At 61.0% G+C, this 19,706-nt stretch carries 19 protein-coding genes; 8 read left to right on the top strand and 11 right to left on the bottom strand.

The genetic code is table 11. From position 1 onward, the window contains the following. Window positions 1–39: 39 nt before the first annotated feature. The gene (locus tag LOY31_RS01385) at window positions 40–1,167 is read right to left on the bottom strand and encodes a hypothetical protein (RefSeq protein WP_221533607.1); all 1,128 of its coding nucleotides are present in this window, start codon (window positions 1,165–1,167) and stop codon (window positions 40–42) included. Window positions 1,168–1,269: 102 nt separating this feature from the next. Further along, the gene (locus LOY31_RS01390; protein WP_258712737.1) at window positions 1,270–1,542 is read right to left on the bottom strand and encodes a hypothetical protein; all 273 of its coding nucleotides are present in this window, start codon (window positions 1,540–1,542) and stop codon (window positions 1,270–1,272) included. A 304-nt stretch (window positions 1,543–1,846) separates the two neighbouring features. Here LOY31_RS01390 and LOY31_RS01395 point away from each other — a divergent pair, with 304 nt between their 5' ends. The 4 genes from LOY31_RS01395 to LOY31_RS01410 all read left to right on the top strand — a co-directional run bounded on the left by LOY31_RS01395 (window position 1,847) and on the right by LOY31_RS01410 (window position 6,228). After that, window positions 1,847–2,350: a polysaccharide deacetylase gene (locus tag LOY31_RS01395; protein WP_085608620.1), complete on the top strand. Its 504-nt coding sequence runs from the start codon at window positions 1,847–1,849 to the stop codon at window positions 2,348–2,350. Window positions 2,351–2,503: 153 nt separating this feature from the next. Then, window positions 2,504–4,432, top strand: coding sequence for an ATP-dependent DNA helicase RecQ (locus LOY31_RS01400; protein ID WP_221533609.1), 1,929 nt, complete (start codon window positions 2,504–2,506; stop codon window positions 4,430–4,432). 109 nt (window positions 4,433–4,541) lie between these two features. Further along, window positions 4,542–5,765 (top strand): 3-hydroxyacyl-CoA dehydrogenase, encoded by a 1,224-nt coding sequence (locus tag LOY31_RS01405; protein WP_085608622.1) that lies wholly within the window; start codon window positions 4,542–4,544, stop codon window positions 5,763–5,765. 31 nt (window positions 5,766–5,796) lie between these two features. Further along, window positions 5,797–6,228: a thioesterase family protein gene (locus LOY31_RS01410; protein ID WP_085608623.1), complete on the top strand. Its 432-nt coding sequence runs from the start codon at window positions 5,797–5,799 to the stop codon at window positions 6,226–6,228. 55 nt (window positions 6,229–6,283) lie between these two features. On the opposite strand, the gene LOY31_RS01415 is transcribed toward LOY31_RS01410, so the two are convergent. Continuing rightward, entirely contained in the window at window positions 6,284–6,763 is a 480-nt protein-coding gene (locus tag LOY31_RS01415) for a YMGG-like glycine zipper-containing protein (RefSeq protein ID WP_085608624.1), read from the bottom strand. A gap of 248 nt (window positions 6,764–7,011) precedes the next feature. Here LOY31_RS01415 and LOY31_RS01420 point away from each other — a divergent pair. Continuing rightward, window positions 7,012–8,237 (top strand): IS3 family transposase gene (locus LOY31_RS01420; protein ID WP_408980461.1). Its coding sequence is split into 2 segments (ribosomal slippage): window positions 7,012–7,363 and window positions 7,363–8,237, totalling 1,227 coding nucleotides; the frame shifts between segments, so codons are not numbered across the junction. An 81-nt stretch (window positions 8,238–8,318) separates the two neighbouring features. Here LOY31_RS01420 and LOY31_RS01425 read toward each other — a convergent pair. The 3 genes from LOY31_RS01425 to LOY31_RS01435 form a co-directional block, all read right to left on the bottom strand. Next, window positions 8,319–10,667, bottom strand: coding sequence for an FdhF/YdeP family oxidoreductase (locus LOY31_RS01425; protein ID WP_221533610.1), 2,349 nt, complete (start codon window positions 10,665–10,667; stop codon window positions 8,319–8,321). Then, a complete protein-coding gene (gene fdhD, locus LOY31_RS01430) occupies window positions 10,664–11,503 on the bottom strand; it encodes a formate dehydrogenase accessory sulfurtransferase FdhD (RefSeq protein ID WP_179693004.1) in 840 nt (279 codons plus the stop codon). Before fdhD ends, LOY31_RS01425 begins: the two co-directional genes overlap by 4 nt. Before the next feature lie 92 nt (window positions 11,504–11,595). After that, window positions 11,596–12,483 (bottom strand): LysR family transcriptional regulator, encoded by an 888-nt coding sequence (locus tag LOY31_RS01435; RefSeq protein ID WP_258712738.1) that lies wholly within the window; start codon window positions 12,481–12,483, stop codon window positions 11,596–11,598. Window positions 12,484–12,620: 137 nt separating this feature from the next. Between LOY31_RS01435 and lysM the strand changes: the two genes are divergently transcribed. Beyond that, window positions 12,621–13,061 (top strand): peptidoglycan-binding protein LysM, encoded by a 441-nt coding sequence (gene lysM / locus LOY31_RS01440; RefSeq protein WP_258712739.1) that lies wholly within the window; start codon window positions 12,621–12,623, stop codon window positions 13,059–13,061. 93 nt (window positions 13,062–13,154) lie between these two features. Here lysM and yrfG read toward each other — a convergent pair whose 3' ends face one another. Beyond that, window positions 13,155–13,817, bottom strand: coding sequence for a GMP/IMP nucleotidase (yrfG, locus tag LOY31_RS01445; protein WP_007952643.1), 663 nt, complete (start codon window positions 13,815–13,817; stop codon window positions 13,155–13,157). Window positions 13,818–13,905: 88 nt separating this feature from the next. Between yrfG and nudE the strand changes: the two genes are divergently transcribed. Together nudE and cysQ are read left to right on the top strand one after the other, a co-directional pair. After that, window positions 13,906–14,472 (top strand): ADP compounds hydrolase NudE, encoded by a 567-nt coding sequence (nudE, locus tag LOY31_RS01450; protein WP_007952641.1) that lies wholly within the window; start codon window positions 13,906–13,908, stop codon window positions 14,470–14,472. A 5-nt stretch (window positions 14,473–14,477) separates the two neighbouring features. Next, window positions 14,478–15,311 (top strand): 3'(2'),5'-bisphosphate nucleotidase CysQ, encoded by an 834-nt coding sequence (cysQ, locus tag LOY31_RS01455; protein ID WP_258713583.1) that lies wholly within the window; start codon window positions 14,478–14,480, stop codon window positions 15,309–15,311. A 13-nt stretch (window positions 15,312–15,324) separates the two neighbouring features. Here cysQ and LOY31_RS01460 read toward each other — a convergent pair whose 3' ends face one another. The 4 genes from LOY31_RS01460 to rfbC all read right to left on the bottom strand — a co-directional run bounded on the left by LOY31_RS01460 (window position 15,325) and on the right by rfbC (window position 19,666). Continuing rightward, a complete protein-coding gene (locus tag LOY31_RS01460) occupies window positions 15,325–15,780 on the bottom strand; it encodes a thioesterase domain-containing protein (RefSeq protein WP_258712740.1) in 456 nt (151 codons plus the stop codon). A gap of 40 nt (window positions 15,781–15,820) precedes the next feature. Then, complete coding sequence (locus tag LOY31_RS01465; RefSeq protein WP_007952638.1) at window positions 15,821–17,209, bottom strand: sigma-54 dependent transcriptional regulator; 1,389 nt, start codon at window positions 17,207–17,209, stop codon at window positions 15,821–15,823. Then, entirely contained in the window at window positions 17,206–19,014 is a 1,809-nt protein-coding gene (locus LOY31_RS01470) for an ATP-binding protein (protein WP_085608660.1), read from the bottom strand. The genes LOY31_RS01465 and LOY31_RS01470 overlap by 4 nt, the downstream gene beginning before the upstream one ends. Window positions 19,015–19,120: 106 nt before the next feature. Then, window positions 19,121–19,666 carry a dTDP-4-dehydrorhamnose 3,5-epimerase gene (gene rfbC, locus LOY31_RS01475; protein WP_007952636.1) on the bottom strand — a complete coding sequence of 182 codons (546 nt, stop codon included), beginning with the start codon at window positions 19,664–19,666 and terminating at the stop codon, window positions 19,121–19,123. Between the last annotated feature and the right edge of the window lie 40 nt (window positions 19,667–19,706).

Here is a 19,706-nt window from a genome sequence, read left to right on the forward strand (position 1 = left end):
AGATTCCGGCAGGCTGTTCCTACAGTTCAATCACGGTTTTCAACGAATCGCCCGATACCCCTCAACATCCAGCACACTCGTGGTCAGCCCGGTCGCCGGGCTGTAGATCGTGCCTTTCACCGTCGAAAACGGAACGCCTTTGCTGCCCAGCGAAACGTAACGCTCGCCTTGATCCAGTTCGGTGAACCAGGTGTAGGAGCACTTCTCCATGGCCTTGTATTTCGCTGCCGCGTTGACGATGGTGGCGGCATGGTTGCGCAGGTCGGCGTCGGTGAGGTTGAGGTTTTTGTCGAGTACGGTGCCCCAGCGTTTCAGGCAGACCTCGGCAAAGTGGCGGACGATGAGGCCGGGTTCGGCCAGCACTTTTGGACCACTGTTGCCGTCGGCGGAGGCGTTGCCGACCAGGGTGGCGTGACGGCCAGGCATGGGGAAGATGCTGGTCTTGGTGCCGGTCGCGGTTTGCGGGATGACGCAACTGAAGCCCTTGGAGCGCTCATCCCGTGCATAGAAACCCACATATTCTTTTACGTTGACGTTGAGCTTTACCCGTTGTTCCTGAAAGTTGCCAATACCTGGTACCGGGTCGATGGCAAAGATATTCACTGGGATGTTTTTCAGTGCACTGTCGTTGAACATGGCATTGGCCAGCATATGGCAACTGATGCCGCCGCGGCTCCAGCCCACCAGATTGACTTTTGTTGGAATAACACCGTCCTTGCGAAAGGTTTTAATAATCTGTTCCTGTAACTTCTGTTGCGTGACGCTGCGATCGCCATAGTTATATTTACGCCACAGCCAGGAGCCTTCGACTTTTACTTCTTCAATCGGAATGCCGGCGGCTTTGAGGCGGTTGTATTCCACTTCGGTCAGTTGCTCGCGCTGCCAGTCGCACTTGCCTTTGATGATGTTCATCGCGTGCAGGACGTTTTCCTCCCAGCCCTTGCCGAACAAGGTCCCGCTGAGGCCGTAGTCCTTGGATTGGGTGAACAGTTCATCGGCTTGCAGGTTACTGGTGCCGGGGCCATCGACCACGATCCATTCGGCGAACTCACGACCGACGTGATGAGAGGCAAGTGTGGAAACCAATTCACCGTCCCAATAGTTTTCGTGGGCGTTATCAAACTTTGTCGAACCTGTACCGCAAAAGAAAATAGTCAGCGTAGTCATGTTGTTGCTCTTGATTGATGTAAGAGCAAACAGGCTAGTTCCAATCTTTGTTGTAATGGAAGCGATGGGTTGTTGCGAACTTTGTAAGTTGGTCAGCTGGCTTTAACTATTTATTTGCTGTCTGGCAACTTCCAGCAAGTCACAGCCGTCCTGCGTCAACAAATAAAGCGCATTGACGATGTTGGGGATATCGGCCTGTTTGAAACACAAACAGTAAAGAGTTTCCAGCAGGTCACTGGCGGCACGCAGGCGCTGATCGGCGGCATTGAGCAAATCACCCGGTGCTGCTGCGGTGTCGATGACCATTACCGGGTTGTCGCCGTCGCAGGTCTTGAGAGGGCGAAAACGAGTATTCAGCGGTGTGAACATGTTCATGGTTGAGGCGTGTCCTTTACGAAGTCGCTTCGGCGGGCCGACACAGTGTTTTCAGTCGCGCCGGCCACTATAGAAGGGCGCCGTCGAGTGGGACAAGACAGCCACAATGGACAGAATTCGTAGGGGTTTTTCCGGGGTACGGGCATTTGCCCTACGCGTTTTTGCGGCTTTTTCACAGCCAAACCCTGATGGGCGAAATTTCCTACGTGTTTGTCGGGCGATTCCCGTTAAACATCTGTATGGTGCGCGCCAGAATCCGTGGGGTGTTTCCAAACGTCCGACACAGACTTAAAGGGAATTAGGTATGCAGTGGCTACGAATGGCCTCGATCGTTTTGCTATGGGCGGGTGGTTGTCGTTTGGCGTTGGCCTCCGAGGCGGGCAATGGACTGGTGCTCACCCAAGTGGAGCGCACCGAATGGCCGGACGCACTCACGACCCAGGCCAGCATCGACACGGCGTCCCGCGCCGAAGTGCTGATGTTCGGCAAGGCACTGCTGGCCAGCGAAGGCCTGGATGAGTCCGGGCTGAAACAACGTCTGGGCGTGCCGCATGTGCAGCTCAAGTCGATCCGCCAAGTGCGTGACGGCCTATGGGATCGTTTGCTCACCACCTATCGCAACGCCAGCCAGAACTGCGACGAGCAAGCGTTCTGTCCTCGGGTGCGCAGTGTCGCCGACCTGCGTCAGTTGGCGGCGGCATTCACCGGTGATATCAGCCCGGCCCATGCACTGTGGGCCAGCAAAAGCCAGGGCGTGCATGAGCAGCTGTTGAACGAGCAATTGCGAGTGGCGGTGTTGCAGCCGTAGTCCCGCTGTCACGGCCCCGCCGTCACGACGTTGGCCAAAGGCTGGAGGTCGTCGGGTATCATCCCGTATCGATTTGACCCCCGACCTTTTCTCGACTCGCTGCGATCGCCCGCTAGGCTGTTGGCATCACAGCGGTCAACGGAGTGACAGCGAATGCACAACACCCTGGAACAGGTTTTCGGTTATCCACAGTTTCGACCCGGCCAGGAGACCGCAATCAGCGCCGTTCTCGCCGGGCGCTCAGCCGCCGCGATATTTCCCACCGGCTCCGGCAAGTCCCTTTGTTACCAGGTACCGGCACTCCTGCTGCCACACCTGACGCTGGTGGTCTCGCCGCTGCTGGCGTTGATGCAGGATCAGCTCGAGTTTTTGCGACGACACGGGATTTCGGCAGGCAGCATCGATTCGGCGCAGAGCCGCGAAGACGCCAACGATGTAATGGCGCGCGCCCGTTCGGGCGAACTGAAGATCCTGATGATTTCCGTGGAGCGTTTGAAGAACGAGCGCTTTCGCAACTTTTTGCAGCAGGTGCCGATCTCGCTGCTGGTGGTGGACGAGGCGCACTGCATCTCCGAATGGGGCCACAACTTCCGTCCCGACTACCTCAAGCTGCCGGACTACCAGCGCCAGTTCAACATCCCGCAAACCCTGTTGCTGACTGCCACGGCGACGCCGAAAGTGATCGCCGACATGCAGGCGAAATTCGCCATCGCGGCAGAAGATGTGGTGACCACCGGTTTCTATCGGCCCAACCTCAATCTGCTGGTCGAGCCGGTGCGTGGGCAGGACAAGCGCCGACGGCTGGTGGAGTGGATGAGCGAGCGCGCGGGCCAGCCGAGTATTGTCTACGTCACCCTGCAGAAAACCGCCGAGCAGATTGCCGAACATCTTGAGCGCAATGGCATTCAGGCCGAGGCTTATCACGCCGGTTTACCCCATGAGCAACGGGACGCGATCCAGAAGCGCTTCATGGGCGGGCAGTCCAATTGCATCGTCGCCACCATCGCCTTCGGCATGGGCATCGACAAGAGCGACATCCGCAACGTGGTGCATTTCGACCTGCCCAAATCCATCGAAAACTACAGCCAGGAAATCGGCCGCGCCGGGCGTGACGGGCAGCCGTCCGACTGCCTGGTGCTGGCCAACCGCGACAGCCTCAATGTGCTGGAAAACTTCGTGTATGGCGACACGCCGGAACAGGACGGTATTCGTCACGTGCTCGACGAATTGCAGGCCGCCGCACCCGAAGGCCAATGGGAATTTCTGCTCGGGCCGCTGGCGGACCAGAGCAACATCCGTTCGTTGCCTTTGAAGACGTTACTGGTGCAACTGGAGCTGCGAGGACTGATTGCCCCGCGCTACGCGTACTACGCCGAATACCGTTTCAAATACCTGCTGGAGCCCGAGGCGTTGCTTGAGCGTTTCGAAGGTGAACGGAGGGATTTCGTCGCCGCGATCATCCAGACCTCAAGCCGCGCACGCACCTGGGCTACGGTGAATTTCGAGGCGATGTACGAGCAGTATTCCGCCGAGCGCAATCGGGTGGTGAAGGCGCTGGATTACTTTCAGGAAAAGGGCTGGGTCGAGCTTGAGAGCAAGCAAATGACCGAGGTCTACAACGTCCTGCGCGGCGATTTCGACAGCCAGGCCCTGAGCGCTGAACTGCATGAGTATTTCACCCGCCATGAGCAAACCGAAGTGGCGCGGATTCACGCCATGCTCGAGCTGTTCGCCACCGAGCGATGCCTCGGATATCGGCTGGCCGAATATTTTGGCGATCACAATGCGCCGCAGCAGTGCGGACATTGCTCGGTGTGTCACGGGCACGTCGCCCGGTTGCCGGCGCCTCCGGAACTGCCGGCGCTTGTGGATAAAAATTTTGCGGCGTTGTGCGGCGATTTTATCCACAGGCATCAGCAGCACGCTGGCAGTGCTCCGTCGGCGGAGCGATTGACCCGATTCCTGTGCGGAATCAGCGTGCCGTTGTTTACCAAGCTCAAGGCCCGGGCCATTTCCGGGTTTGCGGCGCTGGAGGAATATCCTTACGCCGAGGTTCGGGCCTGGGCTCAGACACATCTTTGAGGTCTCGAATCCATCTGCTGAATGTCGATCATCACGGCAATGAACTTCAAAAATGCCCGGTGGCTGACTATGGTGATGGCTGTCTTCGGATCGCCAACAAGAGAACAACATGAGCCAGACATCCTTCGCTATTCAGCAGGCCGCCGTGATCGGCGCCGGCACCATGGGCCGCGGCATCGTCATGTGCCTGGCCAACGCCGGCGTGTCAGTGCAGTGGGTCGATAACAATCCACAAATGCTCGAACAGGCGCTGGCCACGGTGGCCGATATCTACGCGCACAACGTGCGGCAGGGACGGATCGACCAGGCCGAGGCCGATGCGCGGATTGCCCGTATCAGTGCGGCGCCAGACTATGTGGCGATTCGCAACGTCGACCTGGTGATCGAAGCGGTGTACGAAAACCTCGAACTCAAGCAGAAGATCTTCCGCGAGCTCGATGGCGTGCTGAAGCCCGAGGCGCTGCTGGCGAGCAATACCTCGGCGCTGGACATCGACGCCATTGCCGCCGCGACACGACGCCCGACTCAAGTGCTGGGCCTGCATTTCTTCAGCCCGGCGCACATCATGAAATTGCTGGAAATCGTCCGTGGCGCGCAGACCTCACCGGCAGTGCTTGAAGCGGCGCTTGAGCTGGGCAAACGCATGGGCAAGGTCAGTGTGGTGTCGGGCAACTGCCACGGTTTTATCGGCAACCGTATGCTGCATCCGTATGTGCTTGAAGCACGCAAGATGTTGCTCGAAGGGGCGTACCCGCACCAGGTCGATGCGGCATTGCAGAGCTTCGGTTTCGCCATGGGGCCGTTTCGCATGTACGACGTGGTCGGCATCGATCTCGAGTGGCGTGCCCGCGAGCTGGCCGGCAAGGGGCAGGACGCGCCCGAGGTTCAGGTGGATAACCGCTTGTGCGAACAGGGTCGCTTCGGTCAGAAGTCCGGTAATGGCTATTACCATTACGAGCCGGGCAGCCGTCAGGCCGAGCATGATCCCGAGGTCGATGCGCTGGTGTTGAGCGTCAGCGAAGGGTTGGGATTTCATCGGCGGGATATCGGCTCGGAGGAGATCCTTGAGCGGTGCTTGCTGGCGTTGGTCAATGAAGGCGCGAAGATCCTGCAGGAAGGGATTGCCGAGTCGGCGCATGACATCGATCAGGTCTACCTGAATGGCTATGGCTTCCCGGCGGAGCGGGGCGGACCGATGGCCTGGGCGGATGATCAGGGGCTGGCCGACATTCACAAGCGATTGCTGGCGCTGGAAACCCGGCAGGGCGACCACTGGCGGCCGGCGCCATTGATCGGCGAGCTGGCGGCGCGAGGCAAGGGTTTTTACCTTTAGACTGGGCAGATCACTCCAGGAATCGACACTGATGTCCAACCCGATGCCGCAACGCAGCGATTACCCGCACTTCCAGCCGATCACCACGCGCTGGCATGACAACGACGCCTACGGCCACGTCAACAACGTCACCTATTACAGCTTCTTCGACACGGCGGTGAACACGTACCTGATCCAGGTCGGAGGGCTGGATATCCATGACGGCGAGGTGGTGGGGTTTGTGGTGAGTTCGTCCTGCGACTATTTCGCGTCGATCGCTTTTCCGGATCGAATCGAGATTGGTCTGCGGGTCGGCAAGCTGGGCAACAGTTCGGTGCAATACGAACTGGCGGTGTTCAAGGAGGGAGAACAGGAAGCCTGTGCCGCCGGACGTTTCGTGCATGTATTCGTCGACCGGGCATCCAATCAGCCGGTGTCGATTCCGGCCCCATTGCGCGATGCGCTGGAACGCCTGACGGTGTGACAGGCAAAAAAAATCGCAGCCCGGGGGAGCTGCGATTTTTCTTCAAGCCTTCGCCTCAGCGGTGGCGATAGTACTTGTGATGCTTGCGATGGCCGTAGGCATGACCGCGACCACGGTGGTCGTCACGGTAGTAGCGACGGTCACGACCACGGTCGTAATGACGATCGTCGTCATCGCTCTTGTTGCCCATGTAGTTGCCCAGCGCGCCACCCGCGCCGCCGCCGGCTGCTGCGCCGATCAGGCTGCCGGTGGTGCCGCCCATGCTGCGGCCGACCACGTTGCCGCCGGCTGCGCCCAGCGCACCACCGATGGCCGCTTCGCCACGGCTGCGCTTGTCGGCGCCGACCGCACTACCACCCGCGCCGCCCAGGGCTGCGCCAATGGTTGAACCTGTACTGCCGCCTAACGATTGACCGACGACCGAGCCAAGAACCCCGCCCAATGCGCCGCCCACACCTGCTTCGGTGGTGCCTCCGGCAGAAGCGAAGCCACTGACCAGGCCAAGGGACAACAAGAGAATCGAGGAGAACTTCATAGAGGAGCCTCAAAGGGATGACGGCGCGATCCTGAGGCTCTGCAATGGGCGTGACAATCGAAATCCGACGAATAGCACGACCTGTATACAATTCTGCAAGTTGCTGATTTTTGGGCGGAACTTAACGGTTTTTCGCCGGTCTTTAGCTACTTCGGACAGGCCGCTTTGATCACAAAGCGGCCTTTTTTGTGGGAGTGTCTCGTCCTGAATAAGGTTTACACCTTCTGGCTTCTTATCAGGAGGGTGCAATGGATTCGGGCGCAAAACGCAGTCAACGCGATTACACGCTGACTTTTAAATTGTCGGTTGTCGACCAAGTCGAAAAAGGCGAGTTGAGTTATAAAGAGGCTCAACGGCGCTACGGAATTCAGGGTCGGTCGACGGTGTTGGTTTGGTTACGCAAGCATGGTCGGCAAGACTGGAGCCAAGGCGCCTCCATTCGTTCCCAAAGGAACCGACCGATGGACGAGCCCACTTTGCCCTTAACACCCGAGCAGAGAATCAAAGAACTTGAGGAGCAGTTGGCGCTGGCGAATCAGAAAGCCAAGTTTTTTGAAGACGTGGTGGATGTACTGAAGAACGACTACGGCGTCTCTGTCGTAAAAAAGCGGCCCGGCAAGTCGTTGCGCAAACCCAAACCCTGAGTGTCAGCAGGGCTTGCCAGTTTATGGGGATCAGTCGCCAAGCCTTTTACAAACGTAATCGCGTCTATCGGGCTCGCATCGAGCAAGATCAGAAACTCATCCAGTTTGTGCAGACAATCCGAGTACGCCAACCCTGCATTGGCGCCCGCAAATTGCACTCGTTGATGCACGCGGAGCGTGAGAAACAGGAGCTGCATGTCGGCCGCGATCGGTTATTGGCGGTCTTGCGTGATTACCGCCAACTGGTCCGCAGGAAGCGGGCTTATCACAAAACGACCGACAGTCATCATCACTTCCGCTGCCATCCCAATCTGCTCAAACCAGGCCCGTCGCAAGTTGTCGCTACCGGTCCGGAACAGGTTTGGGTGGCCGATATCACTTATCTGTCCACCAAACGTGATGATCCGGTCTATTTGAGTCTGGTGACGGATGCCTTCTCAAGAAAGATCGTCGGCTATCACGTGCATGGCAGCTTGCATGCCGACTCAGTGGCTCAAGCCTTGCGTATGGCCTTGAAGACGCGTCGAACACGCCAGAAACTGGTTCATCACTCGGATCGAGGTGTGCAGTACTGCTCGGCGCTATATCAAAAGCTCCATGTCAAACATGGCATTACGTGCTCAATGACTGATGGCTACGACTGCTACCAAAACGCCTTGGCAGAGCGGGTCAATGGCATCTTGAAGACAGAGCTCTTGCTCCACCGGCCGACAGACTTGGCGCAAGCGGAGCAAATGGTGCGGGAGGCGATCTTGATCTACAACCAGGAGCGCCCGCACCTGTCCTTAAAATACAAAACGCCCGATGCGGTGCATCGGGCGTTAGGGTGAAACAGGTGTAAACCTATTTCAGGACTAGACAGAGTTTGAAAAGTGTCTGCGCTCCCACGCAGAGCGTGGAAGCGATCAGGATCAGGCCGACTTGGCCATGATCAGTCCAGTCTCACTCGCCGCTTCCAGGCGAATGGCAATGAACTTCGATGTCGGCGTATGGCTGCCATCGCCGGTGCTTTCCAGCGGCACCAACGGGTTCACCTCAGGGTAATAAGCCGCCGCCTGCCCCGCCGGAATATCGAACGCCAGCAACGTGAAGCCCTTCACCCGACGCTCGCGGCCATCGTCCCACAGCGACACGATGTCAGCCTTTTGCCCGGGCTTGAAGCCCAGGCGAATGATGTCTGCCTCGTTGGCGAACAGCACATCACGTTGCCCCTTCACGCCGCGATAACGATCGTCGAGACCATAAATCGTGGTGTTGTACTGATCGTGGGAACGCATCGATTGCAGGATCAGGTCCGGCAGTTGGCCGGTAGCGCGAGTGCGCTCGTGGATCAGGTCCTTGGGCAGCATGTTCGGCTTGAAGTTGGCCCGGCCGGAAGTGGTATTCCATTTGCGCGCGCCGGCGCTGTTGCCGAGGTAGAAACCGCCCGGGTTCTTGACCTTCTCGTTGAAATCCTTGAAGCCCGGAATGGTGTCGGCGATCAGCTCGCGGATGCGCCGGTAGTCGGCCACCAGCCAGTTCCAGTCCACCGGTTTGCTGCCCAGGGTCGCGGCGGCGATGCCGGCAATGATCGACGGCTCCGAGCGCATCTGGTTCGACAGTGGCTGCAACTGACCGTTGGACGCGTGCACCATGCTGAACGAGTCTTCCACGGTGACGGCCTGCGGGCCTTCGGTCTGGATGTCGATGTCGGTACGGCCCAGGCACGGCAGGATCAACGCATCCTTGCCGTGAGCCAGGTGGCTGCGGTTGAGTTTGGTGCTGATCTGCACGGTCAGGTCGCAGTTGCTCAGGGCCTGGAAGGTACGCGGGCTGTCCGGTGTGGCTTGGGCGAAGTTGCCGCCCAGCCCGATGAACACCTTGGCGCGACCTTCGGCCATCGCGTGAATCGCTTCGACCACGTTGTGCCCGTTGTGACGCGGCACCTTGAACTGGAAGCGACGCTCCAGGGAATCGAGGAATGCCACCGGCGGACGCTCGTTGATGCCCATAGTGCGGTCGCCCTGCACGTTACTGTGGCCACGCACCGGGCACAGACCGGCGCCGGGCTTGCCGATGTTGCCGCGCAGCAGCATCAGGTTGGCGATTTCCTGGATGGTCGGCACCGAATGACGATGCTGGGTGATGCCCATCGCCCAGCACATGATCACGTTCTTGCCTTTGGCGTACATGCGCGCCGCTTGCTCGATTTCCACCAGGGTCAGGCCGGACTGCGCGACGATCTGTTCCCACGGCGTGTCATCGACGACGCCCAGATACTCGAGCACGTTGACGCTGTGTTCATTGAGGAAGTCGTGATCGAACACCGCCGGTGCGCCGGCCTTCTGCGCCTCGCGTTCCCATTGCAGCAGGAACTTGGCCATGCCGCGCAGCACCGCCATGTCGCCGCCCAGCGCCGGGCGGAAATACGCGGTGTTGGTCGGCTTGTCGCCGTTGGTGAGCATTTCGATCGGGTGCTGTGGATGCTGGAAACGTTCCAGACCCCGCTCTTTCAGCGGGTTGATGCACACCACCTGAGCGCCGCGTTTCACCGCTTCACGCAGGGGTTCGAGCATGCGCGGGTGGTTGGTGCCCGGGTTCTGGCCCCAGACGAAAATCGCGTCGGCGTGTTCGAAATCGTCGAAGGTCACGGTGCCTTTGCCGACGCCGACACTCTGCGCCAGCGCCACGCCGCTGGCCTCGTGGCACATGTTCGAGCAGTCGGGGAAGTTGTTGGTGCCGAAGGCGCGCACGAACAGTTGATACAGATACGCCGCTTCGTTGCTGGCGCGGCCCGAGGTGTAGAACTCGGCCTGATCCGGACTCGACAGCGCTTGCAGGTGTTTGCCGATCAGCGCGTAGGCATCGTCCCAGCTGATCGGCTTGTAGCGATCGGTTTCGGCGTCATACACGACCGGCTCGGTCAGACGGCCCTGATACTCGAGCCAGTAATCGCTCTGTTCCAGCAACGCGGTGACGCTGTGCTTGGCGAAAAATTTGCCATCGACTCGACGCTTGGTCGCTTCCCAGTTCACCGCCTTGGCGCCGTTCTCGCAGAACTTGACCATGCCGCTTTCCGGCGAGTCGCCCCAGGCGCAGCCCGGGCAGTCGAAGCCGCCGTTCTGGTTGGTCTTGAGCATCATGCGCAGGTTTTTCAGGGCGTTGTCGCTGGTCAGCCAGGCCTGGGCCACGCTGATCAGTGCGCCCCAGCCGCCGGCTGCGCCCTTGTAAGGCTTGTAGCGCGGGACGGGTTTCTGGTCGGCTTGATGGTGTTGGCTCACGAGTGTTTCTCCATTTCTGGGCTATACACCCGCGGCGCGTTCTTTTGCGGCAGGTGGATGAGATTGAGGTTGTGGCGTCGGGCCCATTGCACGGCGAGGCCGGTGGGCGCGGACAGGCTGACCAGGGTCTGAATCCCGGCCCGCAAAACTTTCTGTATCAATTCGAGGCTGCAACGGCTGGTAACAATCGCCAGCCCGCCGGCTGTGGATATCTTTTGCCGGATCAGGCCGCCGATCAGCTTGTCGAGGGCGTTGTGCCGGCCGATGTCTTCGCGGCCCAGCAGTAATTCACCGCTGGCGTTCATGAACACCGCTGCGTGCACCGCGCCGCAATGCTGGCCCAGCGGCTGGAACGCGCCGATGCGCTGGCGCAGACCGTCGAGCCATTCGATGGGCGGCAAGGGAGCGCCGGGCAAAACCTTGAGGTCAGGCAGCGCCTGCTCTACCGCTTCCACGCCGCACAACCCGCAACCGCTGGTGCCGGCCAGTTGCCGCCGCTGCTGCTTGAGGTTCCAGAAGGCGCGGTTGGCAATGGTGACTTGCGCGTATTGCGCCGAGCCCGAACCGCTCAATTGCAGGTCGTAGATGTCCGAGGCGTCTTCGATGATGCCGCTGCCGAGGCTGAAGCCGACGATGAAGTCTTCAAGGTCGGTCGGCGTCACCAGCATCACGGCCTGACTGATGCCGTTGTAGGCAATCGCCAACGCGACTTCTTCGGCCAGCGCGGTGCTGGCCGATTCCGCGAGGGGGAGATCGCTGTAGCTGTAGGTCTGACTGGCGGCAGGCGCGGGCGTTTCGAGAGCAGGCGCCGCGCAGGCCGGGCGCTTGGCGTTCATGGCATCACCGACGGATTGATCAACGTTAAGACTAGGCGCGGCAAGTTGTCGCGTCTAATCGCTAGTGTCGATCCTTCGATAGATGCCGTCGATCAAGCCTCCGCTGGTGATTTCTGATAAAGCGCGAAACAGGCCTCGGCCAACGCCGATCGTGGGGCGCCGCGACGCATGATCAGCCCTAGTCGGGCAAGGGTCTGGGCGTTTTCGATGGGTTGCAGGCGCAGGTTATCCGTGAGGTTTTCCAGACCGCCGTCCAGCGGCATCACCGCGCAGCACAGCCCGCCGTGCACAGCTTGCAACAATTGGTGGACGGCGTCGGTTTGCAGCAAGGGTTGCGGCGTCAGGCCACGACTGTGGAAGTTATGGTCGATGGACTGGCGAAAGTGCATGCCGCTGGTGAGCATGCCCAGGGGCAGTTCGATCAGTGATTCCCAGCTCAGCGGTGCTTCGCCAAAGCTGAAGAACCGCTGGTCGTAGAGCAGCCCCATCTGCGTTTCACTGAACGCCAGGGATTCGAAACGCTCGCCGTCGAGGCGATCCAGGTAAGACACGCCAATGTCGATGCGGTTGTTCGCCAGTTGCTCCAGAACCTGTTCGGAGCTCAGCGAGGACAGTTCGAAGCGCAGGTTCGGGTGTTGCGCGTGCAGGCGTTGCAGCAAAGGCAGCGCATCGAAACTCGACAACGGCACCACGCCCAGCCGCAGGGTGCCGATCAGATTGCCGCGACAGGCCGCCGCTTCCGCCTGCAAGCCGTCATAAGCCGCCAGCACCGTGCGCGCCCAGGCCAGTACCCGTTCGCCCGGCGCGGTGAACCCTTCGAAGCGCTGGCCACGGTTGACCAGCGGCAGGTCTAGTTCTTCTTCGAGGCTGCGCAGGCGCATCGACAAGGTCGGCTGGGTGATGTGGCAGCGGGCGGCGGCCTGGCCGAAATGGCGGGTTTCGTCGAGGGCGATGAGGAATTTCAGCTGCTTGATGTCCATCTTCGCTCCGGGGCGCTGGCAAGGGTGGGCGATTCTACCGCTTGCGCGGGGGCAGGGTCATTGGTCGGGCCGGAACCGGGTTTGTCTGGGGTGGTCTAGGCTTGGGCGTCTGGAACTTAAATCAAGGAGTGTGCGCTATGAGTCTTTTGAGCTTTGTGAAAGAGGCCGGTGAGAAGTTGCTCGACCTGCTGACCCCCGGCAACGCCAATGCCAGCGACCAGTTGAAGGAACACATCAGCAAGGTCGGGTTGGGTAACCCGAATGTCCAGGCGACCGTGGACGGTGACAAGGTAACGGTCACCGGTGAAGTGGCGAGCCAGGAAGAGAAAGAGAAGATTCTTCTGGCAGTGGGCAACATTGCCGGTGTCGGCAGCGTCGATGACCAGATCACCGTGACCGGGCCGGTTGTGGCGGCGGCGCGTTTTGTGGTCGTGAAGAAAGGCGACACCCTCAGCGCGATTTCCCTGGCGGTGTACGGCAACGCCAACCAGTACAACAAGATTTTCGAGGCCAACAAGCCGCTGCTGTCACATCCGGACAAGATTTATCCGGGGCAGACGCTGCGTATTCCCGAGTAACCGCAGATACCGCCATCGCGAGCAGGCTCGCTCCCACTTTGGAATGCATTTCTATGGTGGGGGCGAGCCTGCTCGCGATGGGGACGATGCGGTCTACAGGCCCGCAATCAAATCCCGATAATCCTCGACCGCCGCAAACTCCCCGGTGTCCTTCGGCCCTTTACGGCTGTCCGGCTCCTTCACGGCCAACAGATGCGCCACGCCGAAATTCCGCGCACTGCGCAGGATCGGCAAGGTGTCGTCGATGAACAGGCTGCGTGCCGGGTCAAAACCGATGTCGGCCTGCAAGGCGTCCCAGAATTGCGGGTTTTCCTTGGGGAAACCGTAATCGTGGGAACTGATCAGCCGTTCGAAGTACGGTGCCAGTTCGATTCGTTCCAGTTTCAGCGACAGTGAATCGCGGTGCGCGTTGGTGATCATCACCACGCGTTTGCCGGCTCGCTTGATCGCCTCCAGAAAGGTGTCGGCATCCGGACGCAGGGCGATCAGGTGGGCGGTTTCCAGTTTCAGCTCACGCACCGACAGCTTCAGTTCCGCGCTCCAGAAGTCCAGGCAGTACCACTGCAATTGACCGGCATGGCGCTCGAACAGCGGCTGCAATTCCATTTCCGCCATGGCCCGGCTCACGCCATGCAGTTCGGCGTAGCGTTGCGGCAGGTGTTCCAGCCAGAAGTGGTTGTCGAAGTGCAGGTCCAGCAACGTGCCGTCCATGTCGAGCAGAACGGTATCGATGTCGGACCACGGTAATGAAGGCATGGCAACGTCTCGAACGGTAGAAAGATATCCGACGCAAACAATCGGAAAAGCCGCGTTATAGTAGCGCGTTCACGCCAAGGAGCTTTGCATGCGCCAGAAACCCACCGTACTCGCCCGCGAGATCGTCGCCACCAGCCGGCTGTTCTGCGTCGAAGAGCTGAAGCTGCGTTTCTCCAACGGCGTGGAACGCACCTACGAGCGGCTGGTCGGCAAGGGCGCCGGCTATGGCGCGGTCATGATCGTGGCGATGCTCGATGCCGAGCACGCGGTGCTGGTCGAGGAATACTGCGGTGGCACCGACGAATATGAACTGTCGTTGCCCAAAGGCCTGATCGAACCCGGCGAAGATGTGCTGGCTGCCGCCGAACGCGAGCTCAAGGAAGAAGCCGGTTATGGCGCGCGACAACTGGAGCATCTGACCGAGCTGTCGTTGTCCCCCGGTTACATGAGCCAGAAGATACAGGTGGTGCTGGCCACCGATTTGTACGAAGAACGCCTCGAAGGCGATGAGCCCGAGCCGATGCGTGTGGACAAGGTCAACCTGCGGGAGCTGTCGACGCTGGCGCAAAATCCGAATTTCAGTGAGGGACGCGCCCTGGCGGCGTTGTACCTGACCCGCGACCTGCTGACCCAGCGCGGATTTTTCCAGTCATGAGTGAGATGCCGATGAGTTTTCCCCATCCGTTGATGGCGCCGGTGGTCGAGCTGGCATTACGGGCCGGTGAGGCGATCCTGCCGTTCTGGCGCGCCGACGTAGCCGTCACCGCCAAGTCCGATGATTCGCCGGTGACGGCGGCGGACATGGCCGCGCATCACGTGATCGTGGCCGGCCTGACAGCGCTGGATCCGAGCATTCCGGTGCTGTCCGAAGAGGACGCCAACATCCCGCAAAGCGTGCGCGCGAGCTGGCAGCGCTGGTGGCTGGTGGATCCGCTGGATGGCACCAAGGAGTTCATCAGCGGGAGCGAAGAATTCACCGTCAACATCGCGCTGATCGAGAACGGCCGGGTGGTGTTCGGTGTGGTGACGATGCCGACCAACGGTCGCTTCTACGTCGGCGGAGCCGGGCTTGGTGCCTGGCGCGGCGATACGGGCGGTACGCCGGTGGCGATTCAGGTTCGTGACGTGCCGGGACCTGGCGAAGCGTTTACCGTGGTCGCCAGCCGTCGTCATTCGAGCCCGGAGCAGGAACGCTTGCTGGCCGGGTTGAGTGCCAGCCTTGGCGAGTTGCAGCTGGCCAACATCGGCAGTTCGCTGAAGTTCTGTCTGCTGGCCGAAGGTGCTGCCGATTGCTACCCGCGTCTGGCGCCGACTTCGCAGTGGGACACGGCAGCGGCGCAGGGCGTTCTGGAAGGGGCGGGTGGCGAGGTGCTGGACCTGAGTGGCGAAGCGTTCTGTTATCCACCACGAGAGTCGTTGTTGAACGGTTTCTTCCTGGCGTTGCCGGCGAAAGCCGCGTGGCGGGCGAAGCTGCTCGAACTCGCCCGCTCGTAAGCTCCATCAGTCTTCAGCGGTGCAGGACGTACTGCCCGCTGAACGTCACCGCATCTTCATCGCTTCCCGTATTGACGACCCGCGTGTGCAGGGTCAGTCGCGCCCGTCCGTAGCGCTGATACATCGTCAGAAATTTCTTCCACACCGCAGCGCTCGGTGACGGGCAGATCGCAATGGCATCGCCGGTGACCGGCAGTGGATAACTTATCTGCCCTTCCTGAATCACGATGTGTCCGTCTTCGATGCCTTCTTCTTTCAAACGCAAATGCAGCCAGCCCCAACCCGCCAGCACCGCGCCGCAATACAGGCTGCCGCCGAACATGGTGCTCTTGTGATTGACGTTGGCGTCCAGCGGCAGGTGCAGGCGTAGTTGCTGTTCCTGCCAGTCGAGCACTTTGAGTCCCATGTCCCGGGTCAGCGGGATGTCATGGTGAAGAACGGATTCCAGATAACGACTGTCGTGCTTCATGCCCGGACCTCTTGCGGCAGAAAAGTGAATTGAGCGTGCTTCATTCGGATTCGTCGGAATGGCCGCCGCTGCCAGCGAAATTCAGCCCGTGCTTGCGCAGTTTGTCGTGCAGGGTCTTGCGCGGAATGCCCAGGGCTTCGGCGAGACTGCGCACGGAACCGTGAGAGCGGGCCAGTTCGGCGGCGATCAGGGATTTCTCGAAGTTTTCCACTTGCTCGCTGAGCCCACCTGCGGTGATTTCGACGGTGGTGCCGGGGCTGCCATCGGGCTGCGTGTTGTCCAGTGCCAGTTCCAGGCCGAGGGCAAAGCGCTCCGCCGCGTTCTGCAATTCCCGCACGTTGCCCGGCCATGAATGCCGCAGCAGCAACGCCCGTTGCGCCGGTTGCAGTTCATGCGGTGGCAGACCATGGCGCGCGCTGGCTTCATCGGCGTAATGCTGGAACAGCATCAACGCGTCTTCGCCCCGTTCACGCAGTGGCGGAATGCGCAGCGGCGCCACGTTGAGGCGGTAATACAAGTCCGCCCGGAAACGTCCCTGATCGGCGGCCTGACGCAGGTCTTCCTTGGTGGCGGCAATGACGCGGATGTCCAGCGGGATCAACTGATTGCCGCCCAGGCGTTCGACCACGCGCTCCTGCAGCATGCGCAGCAGTTTGACCTGCACATCCATGCTCATGCTTTCGATTTCGTCGAGGAACAGCGTGCCGCCATTGGCGAATTCAAACTTGCCGATCCGGCGCTTTTGCGCGCCGGTGAAAGCGCCGGGCTCATGGCCGAACAGTTCGCTTTCGACCACCGACTCGGCCAGCGCTCCGGCGTTGATCGCCACGAACGGGCCGTTACGCCGGCTCGACAGATCGTGCAGGGCGCGGGCGACGACTTCCTTGCCGGCGCCGGTTTCGCCGAGGATCAGCACGTCGGCTTTGGTCGCCGCCAGTGCGCCGATCTGCTCGCGCAGGCGTGACATCGGCGCGGACTGGCCGACCAACCGCGCGCTCAGTTCGTTGCGATCACTCAGGGCCATGCGCAGGCTGCGGTTGTCCAGCACCAGACGGCGCAGAGCCAGGGCGCGGCGCACGCTGTCGAGCAGGGCGTCGCTGGCGAAGGGTTTTTCCAGAAAGTCATAAGCACCGGCGCGCATGGCCTGCACGGCCAGTGGCACGTCGCCGTGGCCGGTGATCAGCAGCACCGGCAGTTCCGGATCCTGGGCGTGCAGTTCGCTCAGCAGTTCCAGGCCATCCATGCCGGGCATGCGGATGTCGCTGACCACCACGCCCGGCCAGTCGCGCTCGAGTTGCGCGGCCAGGCCCTTGGCTTCGGACAGTGGAAGAATTTTCAGGCCGGCCAGATCCAGGGTCTGGCCGAGAGCCTGCCGCAGGTGCGGGTCGTCGTCGATCAGCACCACCTGAATGCGGTTGTCGATGGTCATGCGCTTCGATCCTCGGACGGTTGCAGGCTGACCCCGGGCGCGCCGGCGCGCAGCCGCAGGGTGATCAAGGCGCCACCTTGCTTGTGGTTGGCGAACGACAGTTCACCACCGAAGGCGCGCATCAGGGTTTCGCAAATGGCCAACCCCAGACCGAGACCCTGAGTGCGGGTCTTGGTCGTGTAAAACGGTTCGCTGGCGCGGCCCAGGGCTTCCATGCAGAAACCCGGGCCATTGTCGCGAATGTACAGGTTGACGCCTTCGTCGGTGGATTCGGCACTCAGCCACAATTTTCGCGGCGGGCCTTTCTCGGTCAGGGCGTCGAGGGCGTTGGCCAGCAGGTTACCCAACACCTGACGCAGACGGGTTTCCCCGGCCTCGACCCACAGGGTGGCGGCGGGCAGGTCACGGATCAGCTCGACATCCATGCTGCGGCGACGTTTGGCCAGCAAGGCGAGCGCGTCGTCCAGCGCCGGTTGCAGGGCGACGCTTTCCGGGGCGTGGCGGTCGCGGCGGGCGAAGGCGCGCAGGTGGGCGATGATCGAGGCCATGCGCCCGGTCAGCTCGCTGATCAGCTTGAGGTTACCGCGGGCATCTTCGGTGCGTTCGTGGTCGAGCAGCACTTCGGCGTTCTCGGCGTAGCTGCGGATCGCCGCCAGCGGCTGGTTAAGTTCGTGGCTGATGCTCGCCGACATTGTCCCCAGCGCCGACAGTTTGCCGGCCTGCACCAGATCGTCCTGGGCGCGCACCAGTTCCTGCTGGGCCTGTTCGCGTTCAAGCACTTCCTGTTTCAGGCGGCGGTTGAGGCCTTCGAGATCGCTGGTGCGTTCGGCGACCCGCCCCTCAAGCTCCCGTCGGGCCTTGGCTTCGAATGCGATCCGTTCCAGATAATGACGACGACGCTGCATCATCAGGCCCAGCAATAGCATCACCACCAGCAAGGTGGCGCCGCCGATCGCCACCACCGTGCGCACCGGTCGGTCGATCAACGTGCGCGGGGCCAGAATGCTGACGCTCCAGCCGGTTTCCGCGATGTCCTGGGTCTGCGGCAGCCACGCGGTCGGGCTCAGATTCAGCGGGCGTGGCTCGCGGGTCGGGTAGGGCTGGATTGCGGTGATCGCCGCACGCTCGGCATCACTCAGAGTGCGGGTCGCGCGAAAGCGCCATTCCGGGCGCGAGGTGAGGATGACGACACCGTTGTGGTCGGTCACCAGCAGTTGTTCCGGGGTTTTGCCCCACAGGCTTTCGGTGTGGTCGAGGTCAACCTTGATCACCAGCACCCCGATGATTTTCTCGCCATTGCGCACGGCAGCGGCGAAGAAGTAGCCGCGCTTGGCGGAGGTGGTGCCCAGACCGAAGAAGCGCCCGAGGCGGCCGGCCATGGCCTCGCTGAAGTACGGCCGGAAAGAGAAATTGCGCCCGACGAAACTGTCGTGCTTGTCCCAGTTCGATGCCGCGAGCGTCTGGCCGCTGGTGTCCATCAGGTACATGACTTCGGCGCCGGTCTGCGCCGCGATGTTCTTCAACAGGCGGTTGGCGTTGCCCTGGGTCACGCCGTCATCCGGCGCCCCGAGCACCGCGCGCAGGGCCGGCAGGTCGCCGAGGATTTGCGGCAGCACTTCATAGCGATGCAGCGTGCCCAGCAGGTTGGCGACGTAGAGGTCGAGGGTCTGGCGGTTCTGGCCGGCCAGTTCGCTGCGGTAATAGCGCTCGGCCAGATGTTCCAGCGGCCATAGCAGCGGTGCCAGGCACAGAGCCAGCAGGGCAAGACTGCGCCAGCGGGGGCGGCGGGGAAGGGTCGGAGTCATGAGCATCGAGCGCCTGTGGGTACAGGCGCATTATGCCTAGGCTTGCCGGCGCAGTCTGCGCACCCGTGGTCGGGTGTGCAGCAGCGCTGAAAATTCACACAGGACTTCAGGAAAAGACGTCGGCGTCCTTGAAGAAGGCGGCTGCCTGATCCTTGGCCGACAGTTTTGGCGCTTCGTCCAGCTGCCAGTCGATAGCCAGATCCGGGTCATCCCAGCGAATGCTGCGCTCGGCCGACGGGGTGTAGTAGTCAGTAGTCTTGTAGAGGAATTCGGCGAACTCGCTCAGCACCACGAAACCGTGGGCGAAACCTTCCGGTACCCACAGTTGGCGATGGTTGTCGGCGGACAGGCGTACGGCCACCCACTTGCCGAAATGCGGCGAGCTGCGACGGATATCCACGGCGACATCGAGGACTTCGCCGACGGTGACGCGGACCAGTTTGCCCTGGGTGTTTTCCAACTGGTAATGCAGCCCACGCAGAACGCCTTTCTGCGAGCGCGAATGGTTGTCCTGCACAAACTGCGTGTCGAGGCCGGTCGCGTCCTGAAACGCCTTGGCATTGAAGCTTTCGTAAAAGAACCCGCGCTCATCACCAAACACCTTGGGTTCGATGATCAGGACACCAGGCAGGTCAGTGGGGATTACATTCATGGGGATATTCCAGTGGCAGGTTTGAATGGCCGACATTCTT

Source organism: Pseudomonas sp. B21-021 (genome assembly GCF_024749205.1).
In the GTDB taxonomy this organism is placed as follows: Bacteria; Pseudomonadota; Gammaproteobacteria; order Pseudomonadales; family Pseudomonadaceae; genus Aquipseudomonas; species Aquipseudomonas paraglycinae.